Annotated in this window: 11 protein-coding genes; 6 read left to right on the forward strand and 5 right to left on the reverse strand. The window is 57.8% G+C overall.

From position 1 onward, the window contains the following. Positions 1-6 precede the first annotated feature (6 nt). Positions 7-444, forward strand: a complete 438-nt coding sequence (locus IPM61_00595; protein ID MBK8909805.1) for a GNAT family N-acetyltransferase — start codon at positions 7-9, stop codon at positions 442-444. Between the two features lie 237 nt (positions 445-681). Here IPM61_00595 and IPM61_00600 read toward each other — a convergent pair whose 3' ends face one another. The 3 genes from IPM61_00600 to IPM61_00610 all read right to left on the reverse strand — a co-directional run bounded on the left by IPM61_00600 (position 682) and on the right by IPM61_00610 (position 8,232). Beyond that, positions 682-3,789 (reverse strand): PD40 domain-containing protein, encoded by a 3,108-nt coding sequence (locus tag IPM61_00600; GenBank protein ID MBK8909806.1) that lies wholly within the window; start codon positions 3,787-3,789, stop codon positions 682-684. Positions 3,790-3,939: 150 nt separating this feature from the next. Further along, positions 3,940-7,740 (reverse strand): choice-of-anchor D domain-containing protein, encoded by a 3,801-nt coding sequence (locus tag IPM61_00605; protein ID MBK8909807.1) that lies wholly within the window; start codon positions 7,738-7,740, stop codon positions 3,940-3,942. A 33-nt stretch (positions 7,741-7,773) separates the two neighbouring features. After that, entirely contained in the window at positions 7,774-8,232 is a 459-nt protein-coding gene (locus IPM61_00610; GenBank protein ID MBK8909808.1) for a hypothetical protein, read from the reverse strand. A 381-nt stretch (positions 8,233-8,613) separates the two neighbouring features. Between IPM61_00610 and IPM61_00615 the strand changes: the two genes are divergently transcribed. The 4 genes from IPM61_00615 to IPM61_00630 all read left to right on the forward strand — a co-directional run bounded on the left by IPM61_00615 (position 8,614) and on the right by IPM61_00630 (position 13,146). Next, positions 8,614-9,348: an ABC transporter substrate-binding protein gene (locus IPM61_00615; GenBank protein MBK8909809.1), complete on the forward strand. Its 735-nt coding sequence runs from the start codon at positions 8,614-8,616 to the stop codon at positions 9,346-9,348. Further along, a complete protein-coding gene (locus tag IPM61_00620) occupies positions 9,264-10,346 on the forward strand; it encodes an ABC transporter substrate-binding protein (protein ID MBK8909810.1) in 1,083 nt (360 codons plus the stop codon). The genes IPM61_00615 and IPM61_00620 overlap by 85 nt, the downstream gene beginning before the upstream one ends. Before the next feature lie 80 nt (positions 10,347-10,426). After that, the gene (locus IPM61_00625; GenBank protein ID MBK8909811.1) at positions 10,427-12,109 is read left to right on the forward strand and encodes an ABC transporter substrate-binding protein; all 1,683 of its coding nucleotides are present in this window, start codon (positions 10,427-10,429) and stop codon (positions 12,107-12,109) included. A 32-nt stretch (positions 12,110-12,141) separates the two neighbouring features. Continuing rightward, positions 12,142-13,146: a C40 family peptidase gene (locus tag IPM61_00630; protein MBK8909812.1), complete on the forward strand. Its 1,005-nt coding sequence runs from the start codon at positions 12,142-12,144 to the stop codon at positions 13,144-13,146. 102 nt (positions 13,147-13,248) lie between these two features. Here the strand turns inward: IPM61_00630 and IPM61_00635 are convergent, their stop codons facing one another. Then, complete coding sequence (locus tag IPM61_00635) at positions 13,249-14,622, reverse strand: TIGR01777 family protein (protein MBK8909813.1); 1,374 nt, start codon at positions 14,620-14,622, stop codon at positions 13,249-13,251. A gap of 196 nt (positions 14,623-14,818) precedes the next feature. Here IPM61_00635 and IPM61_00640 point away from each other — a divergent pair, with 196 nt between their 5' ends. Next, positions 14,819-15,244, forward strand: coding sequence for a DoxX family protein (locus IPM61_00640; protein ID MBK8909814.1), 426 nt, complete (start codon positions 14,819-14,821; stop codon positions 15,242-15,244). 62 nt (positions 15,245-15,306) lie between these two features. Here IPM61_00640 and IPM61_00645 read toward each other — a convergent pair whose 3' ends face one another. Then, positions 15,307-16,596, reverse strand: a complete 1,290-nt coding sequence (locus IPM61_00645) for an OmpA family protein (GenBank protein MBK8909815.1) — start codon at positions 16,594-16,596, stop codon at positions 15,307-15,309. Positions 16,597-16,644: the final 48 nt, after the last annotated feature.

Genomic DNA, 16,644 nt, shown 5'->3' on the forward strand with positions numbered 1-16,644 from the left:
TACCCCATGCTGATTATCCAACAAATTCATCACGGCACGGCGGAGTATGAAGAGACCGTCGCGCTTCGCAACGACGTGCTTCGCCGCCCGCTGGGCCTTGCTTTCACGCCAGAAATGCTGGCCAGCGAAGTGGACGAATTTCACATTGCTTGCTACCGAAATAACGAGCTTGTTGGCTGCTTACTTCTTGTTCCGCGCAACGGAGGTGAGCTAAAAATGCGGCAGGTAGCGGTGGCCGAATCGGCGCAACGGAGCGGGATTGGGAAAGCAATGGTGGATTTCAGCGAACATTTTGCACGGGAGCATGGCTTCAGCGAAATCACCATGCACGCACGGGAAACAGCCGTCCCGTTTTATCTGAATTTAGGCTATGAAATAATCGGCGATAGGTTCGAAGAAGTGAGCATCCCGCATTTCAAAATGCGGAAAGAAATCGGTGGGTAGAACACGCTGGGCAGATTGCAAAACACCACTTGGTTATCCCAGCCCGCCACCGTAGTCGCCCCCTCCCCGCCTCCCCCAATTCTGGGGGAGGGGCTGGCATCCGATGACTGGGACAACAGCGAACAACAAATTTTTCTAAAAACCATTTTCCCCCAGCATTGGGGGGAGGCGTAGTCCGTCAGGACGAAGCACGAGGACGCGGCGGAAGCAGTCCGAAGTATTTTTTTTCTTGAATTATTAGAAGTCGTAGCCAAGCGACAGATAATATTTTGGCGGGCTCCAAGACTCCAACGTATAACTCCACGCAACATCCAGCCGTGCAGGAAGGCCGAACAGATATGTTCGGAAGCCGAATCCTGTGCCAATCAGCAGATCATCGGTGATGGTATTTCCCGAGGCATCTTGCTGGGTAAGGTTCAGGCTGGAATTCCACGCAGCACCGATATCGGCAAAAATATTCCCTTGCAGGTAAAGCGGAACTGCCCCGCCAACCAACGCTTGCAGCAACGGGAATCGAAGCTCGGCATTTGCCAGCCCGTACTTGCTTCCCACTGCCTCGCTGAAATTAAATCCGCGCATCGGATAGCCGGGGGTGAAGAAGAAGAAATCTTCTGGATTTTCAAACGTTCCTCGGCTGCTGAATTCATAATTCAACCACCCTTCCTGCCCGCCCAAAAAGAATTTTTGCGGATTCGGTCCAAAACTTGCTCCGCCAGCAAAGCGGAGTGCCAAGCTGGCAAATCCATCACGATCGAACGGGATGTAGTGGCGGAAATCCCCCAGCAACGAATAGAACCCAACGCCAGCATTCCCCAATTTCGGGCTTCCCTGTGCGGTGATGTTATACCGCGAACCTTTATTCGGGGCAAAAAACCAGGGGGAAGAATTATCGAACACATAACCAAACGATGGGATAAACATAAGTTTTCCCTCATCGGGCTGCGGGTCCCCAGGCTCCATTGCTTCGCGCCCAATGTAGGATAAAGAAATTCCCATATCCAACCGGGTAAATCGGTCGAACGGATATGCGGCCTGGCTTTGCAAACCAAGCTGGCGGAAACGGGTAAGGTAGTAGTTGGCATCAACGCCGGGCAAATAACCGAACGTTGAGTTCTGGAAAATTCCAACGCCGTAATCCATCCGGTTGGGGAGATAGAGATAATTCACCACAAAGTCGCTGTTTTTCAGATCCATTTGCAGGTTGGTTGCGGCGTAAATCTGGTGGTCGCCCAGCACATCGCTGAACAGCATCTGCAGCATCCCTTGCGCGCCGTAAAATGGGTCGTAGGTTCCGGTGGCTTGCACCACATCGGAGCTGAATTTCACCTTATAATCCTTGCTGGTAAAATCCCCAGAATCCACGCGGCTATCCACTGTGGTGCTGAACGCTACCGGAACGCCCGATGCCGACGATGACGGAGGAAGCGAGGCAACCGCATCGCTGGGGTCAATGCTTACCGAGCCATATCCATCAACCGGCGTTACCGGAGTGACGGAGCTTTCCGGAGAAAGAGTATCCGATGCCGCGCTGGAATTTGTGGAAGCCACCGGAGCCTCGCTCAAAAATTTTGTTTGCGGCAAGGTGTCGGTTTCATAGCGAAGGGAAAAGGGAAGACGCAGCAGAAAAATATCATAGCCGTCGTCATTCCAAGCATTAAAAACCAATTTTGAATCATCGCCGGAAATTGCAAGCTGGTCAATTCCAGAAATTGAATTGGTTAGGACGCGGGTGGCTCCGCTGGAGTCGCGCAGGTAAATATTATTAATGCCGTTTTGATCGGAGATATACAGCAAGTTCCCACCGCTGCCAGGCGTTGGTGATTTTTCCGTGATGGTCGGTGTGTTGGTTATCTGCATCAGGTTCCGCCCGTCAATCTGGATGGAGTAGATGTCGCTGGAATGATAATTGTAATTCCAGATCAGCGTGTTGCGGCGGTTTGTTGTTCCAACTGGATTATCGCGCCGGTCGCTGATAAAATAAATGGTGCGATTATCGTGGCTCCATTGCGGATCATGGTCGCTGTAAATATCATCGGTGATGTTGATTAAATCACGCGACTTCAGGGTATAAACGTAGATATCCGACTGATCCCCTTTAATCCCCTGGAACGCCAGATGCTGGCCATCGGGCGACCAAGCCACCGAGTAGATAGCGTCCATATCGAACTCTATTTTTCGGTCATCGCCGGTTTTTAGGTCGAAAATGAAAATTGCATCCTTCCCGCGTGATTTCACCGAAAGTGAGATGCTGCGGCTGTCGGGCGACCAAGCGATGGATGGAGTGAGAAGATGCAGTTCCTCGAAATTCACATCATTCTCCCCCTCAAACACTTGCTCCGCTTTTTCCGGCTTATCAATATCGGCAACATAAACCGAGCGGAAGCCGTCGCGGTCGCTGATAAAAGCAAACCGGCGGCCATCGGGAGAAATGGAGGGTGAGGTGTTGAAAAATGATTCTTCTTTTTTGTGGTTTGTTAGCTTGTTGGCAAAATCAACCGGGCGTTTGCGGTCGGCGATGTCGGGCCAATATTGCTTTTTCAAATCGTGCTTCCACTGCTCGTTAAATTCTTCCAGACTCTTGCCAAATGCTCTGCGAAAGGCTTCATCAAGATTGCCGGTTGATTTGCAGTTGTTCAGCAGTTCCGCAATTTTTTCGCGACCATAATTTTTCTCCACATACCAATAAAAGGTCTGGCCGCCACGGTAGGCAAAATATCCGTTAAGCTCCTGCAAATCGGGCAGATAATTGCCGATGACGGCATCGCGGATAAACATATCCGTTTCGATATCATACCCCCCTTGCGACTCGAACTCGGCCAAGCCTTCGTTCATCCAAATTGGGAGCATGAATTGGATTCTGTTGCTGATAATATCCTGGATTGAGCCGCCATAAAACTTGTCGTTCAGAACCGCGTGAACAAGCTCATGGTGGATCACGTGGCGGAATTTCTCCCAATCCCCTTCAAAAGGGACCACCACCCGGTTTTTGAACAATTCCGTAACCCCACCCACTCCTTCGGGGAGATATTCGCTGATTACGTTGGTCTGCTGGAAATCATTTTTGGAGTTGTAGAGGATAATGGCCACGCGGGCATTGATGCGATACCGCCAATGCTCCTGAATTTCCGCCAGCGCGTGCTCGCTGACGTTGGCGGTGAATTTTGCCAGATTTAATCCGGCATCGTCGTAGTAGTAGATATCGAAATGATCAGTCTGGATGTACTTCCAAGTAAAGGCCCGGTATTGCAGCTTGTTTTTGCCGAATTGCTGCGCGCTGGCATCGTGCGCCGACGCTGCCAGAACAGCCACCAGCAACGCTGCGATGACGAATGTATGTTTACCCATAAGTGTGGACGTAGGCGTTGGCCTGTAATTCCGTCGCTCCCCCCTTGCGTGCGGCGCGACGGTGATGAAAAGTTATCGAAAGAACGGTTGTGCCTTGCTTCTGGGACGGCATTCTTTCCCCGCGATTCCAAGCTCCCTCCTTCCTGAGGGCTACCGTTTCACCACGAATTTACGTGTCAATTGCGCGGTTGGGGTTTCCAGCTTGTAGAAATAGATGCCCGCTGGCAAATCTTCCGTTGGGATGACGACAACATGGCGACCCGCGTGCATTGGCCGATCGAAAATGGTTTTGGCTTGTTGCGCCGATGCACTGCTCCAGATCGTCAAGGCAGTTCGCCCAGGCTCGGCCAAGCTGAACTCGATGGTGGTCTGGTCCCCGGCGGGGTTCGGGAACACCGGGCGCAGCACCAGCTGCGCATCGGGATTGAACAAGCGGGTAACGCCACCGCTGTTGCAAAGGTCCAGAAGCTGCACTTCCCCATTTTGGAAGCCCATCTGCACCGGGCACTCGATATCCCATTGCAGGGAGTCAATCGCCAGCCCTGACCACTCGGAATCGCCAAGCCCCGCAACCATGTTCAGCAGGAACAACGTGTCGCTTCCGCCGCTCCAGAGGCCCCGCACCGTGATGATCCGCTGGCCGTTGGCAACCACGCTTGTAACACCGGAATCGAGCGGAAGCAACACCGAAGCGTTGCAACGGAGCGTGATTGTGAACCCGCGCACGCCAGACTCCACCAAATTGCTGGCATTCCGCAGCACGATTGGGAAAGTGGAAATTTCCCCGGCCTTCACCCTGATGGTGTCGGGAAGCGTGACCGTGGCGGTGGCGGCAACATCGGCGCAAATCCCTTCGCCAACTAACGGAATTATCACCACACCAGAATCTTCCCCCCCCGCTGCCGCCGCCGAATACAACACCCGAACCTGCGCGTTGGTTAGCCCAAGCAGCACCGGACTGAAGCGAAGAGGAATGGAGTACGATTGCCCGGGGGAAAGAGTGGGCGAAGCCGCCGAGTCCAACGCCTGAAACTGGCGAGTGTCGGGACCCAGAAGCAGGACTGAGGTGAGCCGAACTGGGGTCGGGGTGGAGTTGGAGAGCGTCACGGTGGCAACGGAATCGCGGCTGGTTCCCAAACGAATTTTTCCGAAATCAACAAGGCCGCCATTCACGCTCAACGCTGGAAGAACCCCCTGGCCGCGAAGCTGCGAGCTGGCACTTCCGAAGTTGCCAAGTATCTGAACGCCGGCCCCCCGATTCCCAACAGCTTGGGGCGCAAACCGGAACTCAATCTGCTGGCACTCCCCGGGCAGCAAGGTCAGCGGAAGCCGCACCGAGACGACGGCGAACTCCGCAACATCCCCGCCAGCAAGGGTGATGGAATCCACCCGGATGGTTGCCGACGAACGGTTGCACAGCCACGCCGTCAGCACCGAATCGCGGCGGCTTCCAACGGTGACTGTTCCCAGATCAATGGCCGGAAGCAGCGGCGCGGCGCGGACGATGCTCCACAGGTTATCGGACTGGTCGCTTTGGACCGGCTCGGGGGCGATGTTCCAGATGCGGGCCACGCTATCCTGGTCCGCGCTGATGATTCGGTAGCCGTTCTGATTAAAACCAGACCCCAACGAAAGCACTCCTGGCTCCCCAAATGCCCCCACCAACTGCCGCGTTGCTTGGTCCCACAAGGTGATGTATCCGCCGTTGGCAGCCGGCCCAAAAGTGCTGATGGCGACCTGCGTTCCGGCGGGATTGCTACTGGCCGAGAAGCCCCCCTCGGCGAACTGCCCCAACGCTGCGCCGGTGGCGGCATCCCACGTCTGCACGTTTGTGCTGGCGGTGATCAGGGTTGTTCCATCGGGGCTCCACTCCACCGTGTGGACAATGGCGGTGAAGCCGCCGATGCGAAGAATTTCGGCACCGGTGAAGCGATCCCAAACGCGCACCGTCCGGTCGTATCCCCCCGATGTTGCAATGCGCCCACCATCGGGGCTGAACGCGGCGTGGGTGACGTAGTTGGTGTGCCCGGCAAGTGTGCGAATCAACGCGCCGGTGGCCACATCCCACACTTCTGCATCGTGGTCCGGCTTGGCGCCAATCCCGCTGGTGACGGCAAGCGCGCCATCGGGGCTGAAGCCGGCAAACGTGCCGTCGCCGAAGGGCCGGGCAGGAACGAAGAGTTCGCGAATCAGTTGGCCAGAGCTGGCATTCCACAACCGCCCCTTTCCGTCGGTGGCGGTGCTGAGAAGCAACGCGCCATTGGGGCTGAACGCAACGGAGCGAACCGGAGCCGGATGCTGCAACCGCATCAACTCGGCCCCGGTGTAGCTATCCCACACCCGAACCGTGCTGTCCAAACCAGCGGTTGCCGCACGCTCTCCGTTGGGGCTGAACACCGCACGCACAACCGCCCGTTGATGCCCCAGCAAGGCCACCACGGTGTCGCGGCTTAGGGCCGTGGCACGGAGCAAGCACCGGTCCGACGGCGCATCGGGAACGCGCCAGCCGTGGCGAAGACCCAGGCCGCTGTCGGTGATCCGATTCCACGTTGCACCGGCATCGGTGCTGAACTCCAATCGCACCCTTTGGTCCGGCAGCACCCCTTCCCATTCCAAAACCACAGAATCATTCACCACCAATTTCTCACCTCCATTGGGGAGCACCACGCGAATGGAGGGCTGGGCAGGATTGCGCCCGGGGAAACCAGCACTCAGGAAAATGGAGGTCCCCCCGCACGGCGTTGCATCCACCCGAACGGAGGCGAAGGTTTGCAGCGAATCGGTGGGCCGGTAGCGAAGGGTGATGGTTCTCCGCTGGCCAGCGGGGATGGTGAAACTTGGCGGTGCCCCGCCGCTGACCACGCTGAATCGTGGGTCTCCAATTGCAATATCGGAGACAGTGATTGGGGCATCCCCAGCCACAAGCTCGATGGTGGTGTCGCGGAATTGCCCCGGCGGGATTGGCGGGAACAAAATCCCCGTTGGAATCGCCACGGCGCGGATAATCGCGGTTGCAGGGGCGCGGTAGAAAGCCCCCCCGCTGGCGTTCAGCTTGGGGACGGAAACTTGCAGGTTCCGCTGGCGGTCGCACGCCGGGCCGCTTCGCCAGCGAATCGTGCAGACCCCACCGAATCGAGCATGGCCAAGTATCAGCCGATACGCCGCGCGCGCCTGGTCCTGGCTGTTGACGTTTTGGATACAAAGGCCTCCGGTCTGGGCGGCGATCCGTTTCAGCGGGTCGGGGGCATCAAGGCCAATCGTCACGCAGTAGATGCTGGCTCCAACAGCGTTTGCGCGGGCAATCACCATCGCCTCATCAACGTCCGATTGCCCGTCGGTCAGCAGCACCACCACGCGGCGATGTTGGCCACGCGCAGCAATGTTCAACGCGCCAAGCGGAGTGGCCAGCAGCGCGGTGTCGTAGCTGGTCCCCCCTTGCGGGCGCAGCTGGTCAATCGCTTCCAGAAGTTTCCACCGCGCTGTGGTGAAATCTTGGTTGAGATAGGCGTTTTGGTCGAAGCTGGTGATGGCACACTCGGAGGCTCCAAGCGGAAGAAGCTCAACCCAGGCCTCCGCTGCCGAGCGGGCAATCGCAATCCCAGGTGCGCCGTAGGTCATCGAGCCGGAGACATCAATGGCAAGGACTGAAGAGAGATCACGCGGGGGAATCCGTGGCGGGCAGTCAATGGCAGTAACCGTGCGGGGTTCGCCGTTCTCGGTAAGGGTGATATCGGTGGCAGCCACTCCGGAAAGTGGGGTGCCGGCGCTATCGGTAAGGAAGAACGGGGCGGTTAGATTTGGGAACGCCGCCGTGTCAACATCGCCAAGCGTCAGCAGCGATTGCGAAGCCGCTGGCCCGGGGATTGCCAGCAAGGCCACTATCAGGATTCCGGTCCAAAGCAATAATCTTTGGAAAGGGTGAAATGGAGGATGCTTGAACAGAATGGGCATGGCACAATGAACACGGAAAAAAGGTTGAGGTTATCATCCGCCAGGAAGTTTTCTCCCGGGAAGCAAGCCGTGGAAGCGATAGACCACCGTTCCGTCGTCGGTCAGTTCCGGATGCGCTACGCCGTGGCGGCACAGTTCCTCGATTGCCCCTTGCGCCTCGCCGATTGTGATTGGGGAATCGAGCGCGATTTGGGCAAGGGTGGCAATCCCACCGGAACGGGCAGCGGCGCTTAGCACTTCCTTCTCCACGTACAATCTTCTGCGGGTCTGCTCAAGGGCAGTGATGTAGCGAAGCCAGAAGATTCCGCAGACGGCAAACCCCACGCCAACCAAGCCGTTGAACATCAGCGCAAAAGGGCCGCCACTGCGGGCAATGAAATGGACAAGCTCCATGCCGGCAATCAGCACGCCAATCAGCAGCAACACCCCAGCACCAAGCCGTGGAAGGAAGTCGCCGGGGCGGCTTTGCGGTAGTGAATTATTGGGTTTCATACAAGCTCATGGTTTGTGGGTTGGCATCACGATCATGCCGTACACGATGCGTGCAAGGCTGGGTTGCAGCGGTGTTCATCCGGCTTTTTTGCACGCTCGGCATAGCCCATCTCCCAGATTTTTCATCCCTCCGCAACAACTATAGATGGCTTGCAGCACTCTGCTGCCACCCCAGCCTCCATTGCCCCAAGCCGTATTCCGTAGAAAAATGACAAAAAATTAAGTTGCCATCCCCTGCTGGAAACCCCATCTTTGCACTGCCGTGAAGAAGTGGCACTCCTGTTGTGCTGGTTTTTCACACTCCAACCGAACGTCTCACAGCATCGAACCAACGCCTGGGTAATCGTCCAAATCTGGACGAAATCCCGTTTTTCTTTCTTTATGCGGCTTTTTCTACGCTACGCTTTCCTTACCGTTCTTGCCTGTAGCCTCGTTTCCTGTGGCTCCGACGATACGCCGGGGGCCAAGTCCGATTCGACCCTGCAGAATGGTGAGATCACCTTTGGGGGCATCTTCCGCATGAACGAAGTGCAAGAAATTCGGACGCTGGACCCGGTGAAAATGAACGATGCGCCATCGCACCACGTCGCCCACCAGATCTACGATATGCTGGTGGATTTCGACAGCAACCTGACCCTGCAGCCGGAGCTTGCCGAACGCTGGGAAGTTAGCCCCGACGGGCTAACCTACACCTACCACCTCCGCAAAGGGGTGATGTTCCATGATAACCCCTGCTTCCCCGGCGGAAAAGGGCGCGAGCTGAACGCCAACGATGTGAAATTCATCTTCGACCGCATCCTTGACGCACGCACCGGAACCTTCGGCGACAGCTACTTCCGGGGCAAGGTCAAAGGGGCAACCGAATACTACGAAGCAACCCTGAAAGGGAACGCTCCGGAAGGAGGCGTAAGCGGCTTCCGTGTGGTGGACAGCCACACCTTCGCCATTGACCTTCTGAATCCGTTCGCGGCGTTCAAATACTATCCCGCACTTGGCTTCTGCTACATCTATCCGAAGGAAGCCGTTGAGAAATATGGCAAAGATTTCTTCCGCAACCCCGTGGGAACTGCCCCTTCGTTTTTGAGAAATGGAGCCCGGGCCAGGAACTCACCTTGAAGAAAAACCCCAACTACTGGGGAACCGATGCCGCCGGGAACAAACTCCCCTACCTTGATGGCTTCCGGCTCAGCTTCTTGAAGGATGAGAAGCAGCAGATCAATGAATTCACGTCCGGGAATTTGGAAGAATCGTACCGGATTCCCAGCGAGTTTTTCGGGCAGATTATTGACGCGGCCACCGGCCAGCCAACGCCGGAGTATGCGAAGTTCCGCATCCATCGGGTTCCGGCCCTCTCCACCCAATTCTACGGATTCAACACCACTGCCGCCCCGTTCAACGACAAGCGGGTGCGCCAGGCTTTCAACATGGCGATTGACCGGAAGAAGATCATCCAGTTCGTGCTGCAAGGCCAAGCGGCCGGCCCGGCGATCCACGGCTTGGTGCCGGGTTCCATGCCTGGATATTCCGCCAACTCAATCAAAGGCTACGATTACGATCTTGGGAAAGCAAAAGCCTTGATGGCCGAAGCCGGCTACCCGAACGGGCAAGGCTTCCCCGCCATGACGCTGAACCTGAACAGCGGCGGCGGGCGCAACCAAGAAGTTGCCGAGGCAATGACCGAGATGCTGAACAAAGGGCTGGGGATCAACGTGACGATGCAGATTCTGGAATGGCCGCAACACCAGGAACTGTTGGAAACCGGAAAAGCCCCCTTCTGGCGGCTTGGCTGGATTGCCGATTATCCCGACCCAGAAAATTTCCTGAACCTTTTCTACGGGAAGAATATCCCCGCCAGCGGTGCTTCGCCCATCAACTCCACACGCTACGCAAACCCAACGTTCGACTCGCTGTTCGCCATTGCGCTGGGCACCCAGGACGACGCGCAACGGATGGCCCTGTATGCCCAAGCCGAGCAGCTGGCGATGGATGACGCGCCGATGATCCTGATCTACCATGATTTGGACTACCGCCTTGTCCAGCCGTGGGTCCAGAACTACAGCAGCAACCCGATGGACCGCCGCGACTTCAAAGCGGTCTGGCTCCAGAAGCACTAAACGCCGCGCTGCCGATAACCCCGAGAAATTTTTACCGAAGACTTTTTCTCCTCTGAATGCTTTTGAAACTCAACCGCTCTTTGACATTGCTTCTGCTTGCTGCGCTGGCCATTTCGGCTGGGGTGGGGGGCTGCGGCGGTGAGACTCGGCGCAGCGGAAACGTTTTCTACTATAACGAGCAAGATGGGCTAACGGCACTGGACCCGGCACGGATTGGCGCACGCGCAAGCGGATGGATTGGCGCGCAAATTTTCTCCGGCTTGGTAACGCTCGACACCGCGCTTCGCCCGGTTCCGCAGCTTGCAAAAAGCTGGAGCGTCAGCCCCGACGGCCTGCGTTGGACCTTCCACCTTCGGACCGATGCACGCTTTGCCGACGACCCTTGCTTCCCCGATGGAAAAGGCCGCCGCGTGACGGCCCAGGATGTTCGCTACAGCTTCGAGCGGGTTTGCTCGCCGGAATCGAAATCCACCGGGACCTGGGTCTTCCGCGACAAAGTCAACGGCGCGGCAGCGTTTATTGATGCCGAACCCGGGAAACGCCCGGCCCACATCGAAGGCATTCGGGTGATGGACGATTCCACAATGGAGATTGAGCTGACGCAGCCCTTTGCTCCATTCCTGACGCTCCTCTCGATCCCCTACGCCTACGTTGTGCCGCACGAGGCCGTTGAGAAATATGGCGAGGATTTTTTCCGGCATCCGGTTGGCTCCGGCCCCTTCAAATTGAAGGAATGGAACCCGGATCAATTCCTGACGCTGGAGCGGAACCCGAACTACTTCGAGCGCGATGCCGAAGGGAAACAGCTTCCCTACCTTGACGGGGTGCAGGTGTCGTTCATCAAGGATATCAACACGGAGTTTGTGGAGTTCGAGCAGGGGAATCTTGACATGGTTTCCAGCATTGCCCCCACCCGTGTGGATGTGGTCCTTTCGGACGACGGGCTGCGGCTGAAGGAGGGCTACCAGCAGTACCGCTACTTCCGGGTTCCGGCACTTTCAACCGAGTACTACGGCTTCCAGCTTGACACAGCCAGCGAAGGGGGAAAGGCCAGCCCGCTTGCCAGCAACCGCTACTTGCGCTTGGCACTGAACTACGGCATTGACCGCGAGGCGATTATCAAGTACGTGCTGAAAGGGCAGGCAACCGCCGGAAGCTACGGGCCAATTCCGCCAGGCGCGCCAGGATTCAGCGGCGTTCAGGGCTACCGGTACGACCGCGAGTTGGCCAAGCGGATGTTGGATTCGGCAGGATTTCCCGGGGGGAAGAACCTTCCGCCGATCCTTCTGCAAACCGGAACAAACGAGCGAACCGCATCGGTGGCCGAAGTGGTGATCGAGCAGCTGAAAGCGATTGGGGTGACGGTGACAACCAAACAAGTGGAGTTCGCGCAGCTTCGCGAGATGTACAAGTCGGCAAAGGTTCCGTTCTGGCGGGCAAGCTGGATTGCCGATTATCCCGATGGCGAAAATTTCATGGCGTTGTTCTACAGCCCGTTTATCCAACATCAGGGGCCGAACACAACGCACTTCAGGAATCCAATGGTGGATTCACTGTACCGGCAAGCGCTGGACCCGCATCTAACAACGGAGCAGCGTGCAGCCATGTACTCCAAGGCCGAGCGGTTGATTCTTGATGAAGCGCCTTGGATTATCCTTTCCTACAGCATCCTGCAGCGGCTTTCGCAGCCGTGGATCGCGGGATACACGGTTGATCCGCTGGATCGGCTGGTTCTAACAACGGTTCGTAAACAACAGTCCTAAACTCAATATCCACTCGAAATCACGGAGGACACGTGACGAGAATCCTACAACGGCTTGCCATCCTTGCCTCGCTTGCGGCGATGCTGCTTGCCCTTGCGCCTGCTGCCGGCGACGGCACAGCGGCATACGCAAAGGCACGCAAACCAGCGGCAAAAATTAGCAAGGGGAAGAAGTCAGCGAAGATTGCCAAAGCCACCAAAAGCAAGAGAGGTCGCTACGGCAAAAAATCGCGCCGCTACCACCGCCGCACCTACACGCTGCGCGGGAACCCAGAAGTTACCCGCCGCGTTGCAAGCCAACTGCTGATGGAAAAAGTACCGGAGCTTGCGGCACTGGTATCCATGCCGGTAACGCCCGAGGCAGCCGCTCCGGTTCCGGTGCAAGCACCAGCGCAGCCAATCCAAACGGACCTGAGCAGTGGCCTGCGGTACGTTACTGGCACCGCCTACCAAGATTCAGAGCTTGACGAGCAGGAGGACCCTGACGGCATCTCCGAAGAGGATGAGGAAGATTTGGAGGAGATTCCCGACGACATCAACTACTTCTACAAGGAGTTCACCACCTACATGGCTTCGCTGAACGGAAGCGGCGAATCGTTGGTGACGTACAACGGGGCCGACAAGCAGACGCTGATGGAGACGCTGGTGGATTGGCTGGGAACGCGCTACCTGTTCGGTGGCGTAACCCGCACCGGCATTGATTGCTCGGCCTTCACCGGAATGATGTACCGCTCGCTGAACTACAAGCTGCCGCGCACCGCCGCAATGCAATGGGGCGTTGGGCTGCCGGTGGACCGCACGGACCTTCAGTTCGGGGACCTCGTCTTCTTCAACACCCGCTCGGCGGTCTATGTCTCGCACGTGGGAATGTACTTGGGGAACGGGATGTTCGCCCACGCATCCAGCCGCAACGGCGTGACGGTAAGCTCGTTGGAAGCCGATTACTACAACAGCCACTTCATCGGTGCCCGCCGCTACGACTTCAACAGCGTGGCCACCACCGCATCGCTTGGCACCAACGGGAACTCGTTGCAGTAGCCCGCAAGTAGCAAAACTCAACGCTGAAATAGAACGGAGGGACGCAAGCGTTGCGTCCCTCCGTTTTTTTAGGTGATTGTTGTTCTGATGAAATCGGAGCCGCTACCCCCTCCCCAGCACAAACTCCAACCCTTCTCGCAGCTGTGGGTGGCGGAAACGGTAGCCGGTTTCCAGCAGCACGCTGGGGACCACACGCTGGCTTGCAAGCAACACCTCCTTCCCCATTTGGCCCAACGCTGTTTTCAGCACGGCGGCCGGCGCGGCAACGATGCAGGGGCGGCGAAGCACCGCCGCCAGCGTCTTGCAGAACTCTCGGTTGGTGGCGGGGTTTGGCGCAACAAGGTTCATCGGGCCGTGGATTGTTTCGTTCATCATCGCATGGTGGATTCCGCCGATGGTGTCGTCAATCGTGATCCAACTCCAGAACTGCTCCCCCTTCCCTATCGGCCCACCAAGTCCCAGCCGGAACGGGATCAGCATCGGTCCAAGCGCGCCGCCGGCTGGCGTCAGCACCACCCCGATGCGCGGATGCACCACCCGAATCCCCGCTTGCCGGGCGGGGTCGGCGGCGGACTCCCACTGCTTCCCAATCTCCGATAAAAACAGATCACCCGGCCCCTTCGACTCATCCAGTAATTCCGCGCCGCGGTCGCCGTAGTAGCCAACGGCGGAGGCGGAGATCATCACCGCAGGTTTTGCCCGCAAGCGTGCAATGGCGCTGGCCAGCAGCTGCGTCCCCTTCACGCGGCTTTCCATCACTGACTTCCGTTTGCTTCCGGTCCAAAGCGCGGCAATCGGTTCCCCCGCCAGATGCACCACCGCGTCAACCCCTTCCAACCGTGCGGCATCAATCTCCCCCGTGGCCGGGTTCCAATGGACCATCGCCTCCGACGACCGGCCTCGCGTCAGGCCAAGAACCTTGTGGCCTCCGGTGGTCAGGAATGCGGAAAGCTGAGTTCCAAGCAGTCCGTTTGGGCCGGAGATCAGCACCGTCAGCCGCGGTTTGTGGGCGTGGCGATGGTGCTCGGCAAGGTCCTGCTGCGTCAGGGCGTGGCGGTAGCGAAAAGCGCGGTCGAATTTGCGGCGAACGCCCCCCTTCCCCATCGCCCCACCAAGCATTTGCAGGGGGAGCGTGTACTCCAGTCGATCGGTAAGAATCGTGGAATCGCCACCATCGGGGGTGAACAGATGGAGGTGCTGATACGTGGCAAACGGTCCAGATTCTTGCACATCCAAAAACTGGCGGCCATGCTGATACTCTTGATGCCGAATAACCCACCGCAGCGGAACCAGCCACGGCCTTACGCGAAGCACCACACGCGCACCGTCGCGAATTCCGCCGGTGTTGGAAAGGATTGTGGTGCGCTCCCACGGCGGCATCAGCCGGGCCAATGCCCCGGGGCGTTCGTGCCAGTTGAACACCTCCTGGACCGGGGCGTTGATCCGCGTTTGATACTCACAAATTTCCAAGCTCATGTTGGTTGTTCCGGTGTGGCCGTTGCTGTTTGGGGTTGGAATCTACGGCATCGCTTCTATCCATCATTGCATGATTACTGCATCACCGTTGAGTTTCCATTTGTTGGCCAGCGATTCTGGGGTAGCTTCGCCGCCGCCGAAGGCCTATCTTCAGCCTTCGGCAATCATTATCAACCAGAGATCAACCAGAGAAAGTATGAAAGCGATTGAATGGTTAAACAGACCCCACAGCCGCGATCTTGGGCTGCTGGTGCCACGGCTGTTTGCTGGCTTTGCGCTGGCGTTTGCCCACGGCTACAACAAGGTGTTTGGCGACAGCACAAAGTTTGTTCAGGGGATTGAGAAGATGGGATTCCCCGCTCCTGAATTCTTTGCCACCATGGCCGGGTTCTCCGAATTTTTTGGCGGACTGCTTCTTGCCGTCGGGCTGGGGACGCGAACCAGCAGCGTGCTTATTGCCGGGACGATGTTCGTTGCCGGGTTTATCCGCCACGCCAGCGATCCGTTCAAATCGCGGGAGCTTGCGCTGCTTTATCTGTGCGTCGCGCTCCTCTATTTTTTTGTGGGACCGGGGCGGTACAGTTTGGATTGGACCATCGCACAGCGGAAGCAGAAACCGTAGAAGGATTGCACAGATTTTTTCGGGCTGCCGTGCCACCGGGGTGATGCTGGGGCAAATGTTGGCTATTCATTCCGCAGCTCCTTCAGCTCCACCCTTCGGTTTGCTGCGCGGCCAAGCTCGAAGGCGTTGTCGCCGATTGGTTCGGCTTCGCCGCGGCCTTCGGCGGTTAGGCGTTCGGGGGGGATGTTGTGGCGGGCCATCAAGTATGCGCGGACGCTCTCGGCACGGCGTTGCGATAACCGCTGGTTGTCGGCTTCGGTTCCAACGTTGTCGGTGTGGCCCTCGATCAGCAAATGGAGCGATGGATTGCCCTTCAGCAGCCGCCCGATTGTCCGCAGCGTCCCCTCCGATTCAGGAAGGATATCGGCGGAGTTATTGGCAAAGTTGATCCCATAAATAATCGCCCGGCCTTTGCTTTCAAGCTCCTGTTTCAGCCCCTCCACCGCCCGTTCCTCGGTGATGTTCCCGCCGGTCCCCACGCTGTTCGGCGAACGTCGGAACACCCAAAAACCGTACCGGGTGATGTCATCGCCGTGGCACCAGATTCCGTTCAGGCGGGTCCCTTCGGCATTCACCACCAGCACCGCCCGGCCCTCGGCATTTGCTTCGGCCTCCACCCAGCGGAAGGATACCACCCGCCGCTCCATCCCCCCTTGCGGGATCACGCCGTTGCGGTACTCATAGTGCCCGGTAACGTTCGATCCCTCCTGCTGAAGGTCCACCCATCCCCAATTTGTCTCCCACCGCCCTGTGATATCAATCGCGGGGACCGCAGCACTGGTGGGCCGGCCCAGGGCCTCCACCTCCATCAGTTCGGTAAAGGAAGGATTGCCGTGGTTCGACTCGATCGTGATCCGCACCCAGCGTGCGCCCGCCGGGGCTGGCAGCCGAATGGCTGTGTCGCTTTGCGGGCGCAGCAGAAACGTGCCAACGGTGCGGTATCCCGATGCCGGCGACTCCTGCGAGAACTCCACCGTCACTTCGCGCGCGCTGATTCCTTCATACTCCTGCTGGCATTCGGTGTTGAACCGCAGCTGCTCAATCCGGTACGGCTCCGATAACTCCACCACGAACTCCAACGGAAGCGGTGCGTCGCTGGCGCTGCACCATCCGCGTGTTGTGGTGCCATCCAGCAATGCCTCTGGCGACCACGCAACCACATCTTCGCCGGTGCTGGACGAGGTGGAGTAGCTGGGGGGTGCCGAAATGATGTACGCCCCGTTCGGCAACGCCAGCGCGTTGATGAGCCGTGCATCTGGCGGGGTATCTGGCAAGGCATCTGGTTGGGCAATTGCCGTGCTGAAGGCAAGCAATGCCAGCGGAAGGATGTGGGATATTCGTTGCGCTATCATGGTGGTATCTGCGATGTGTGGTTAAAGCCTATTTTCGTTGCGGCAGGA

It is taken from the genome of Chlorobiota bacterium, assembly GCA_016710285.1.
Classification (GTDB): domain Bacteria; phylum Bacteroidota; class Ignavibacteria; order OLB7; family OLB7; genus OLB7.

What these genes read in the sequence shown, in the direction of transcription:
- IPM61_00595 (MBK8909805.1), top strand. Translation starts at nt 7, where the DNA reads ATGCTGATTATCCAACAAATTCATCACGGCACGGCGGAGTATGAAGAG.
- IPM61_00600 (MBK8909806.1), bottom strand. Translation starts at nt 3,789, where the DNA reads ATGGGTAAACATACATTCGTCATCGCAGCGTTGCTGGTGGCTGTTCTG.
- IPM61_00605 (MBK8909807.1), bottom strand. Translation starts at nt 7,740, where the DNA reads ATGCCCATTCTGTTCAAGCATCCTCCATTTCACCCTTTCCAAAGATTA.
- IPM61_00610 (MBK8909808.1), bottom strand. Translation starts at nt 8,232, where the DNA reads ATGAAACCCAATAATTCACTACCGCAAAGCCGCCCCGGCGACTTCCTT.
- IPM61_00615 (MBK8909809.1), top strand. Translation starts at nt 8,614, where the DNA reads ATGCGGCTTTTTCTACGCTACGCTTTCCTTACCGTTCTTGCCTGTAGC.
- IPM61_00635 (MBK8909813.1), bottom strand. Translation starts at nt 14,622, where the DNA reads ATGAGCTTGGAAATTTGTGAGTATCAAACGCGGATCAACGCCCCGGTC.
- IPM61_00640 (MBK8909814.1), top strand. Translation starts at nt 14,819, where the DNA reads ATGAAAGCGATTGAATGGTTAAACAGACCCCACAGCCGCGATCTTGGG.
- IPM61_00645 (MBK8909815.1), bottom strand. Translation starts at nt 16,596, where the DNA reads ATGATAGCGCAACGAATATCCCACATCCTTCCGCTGGCATTGCTTGCC.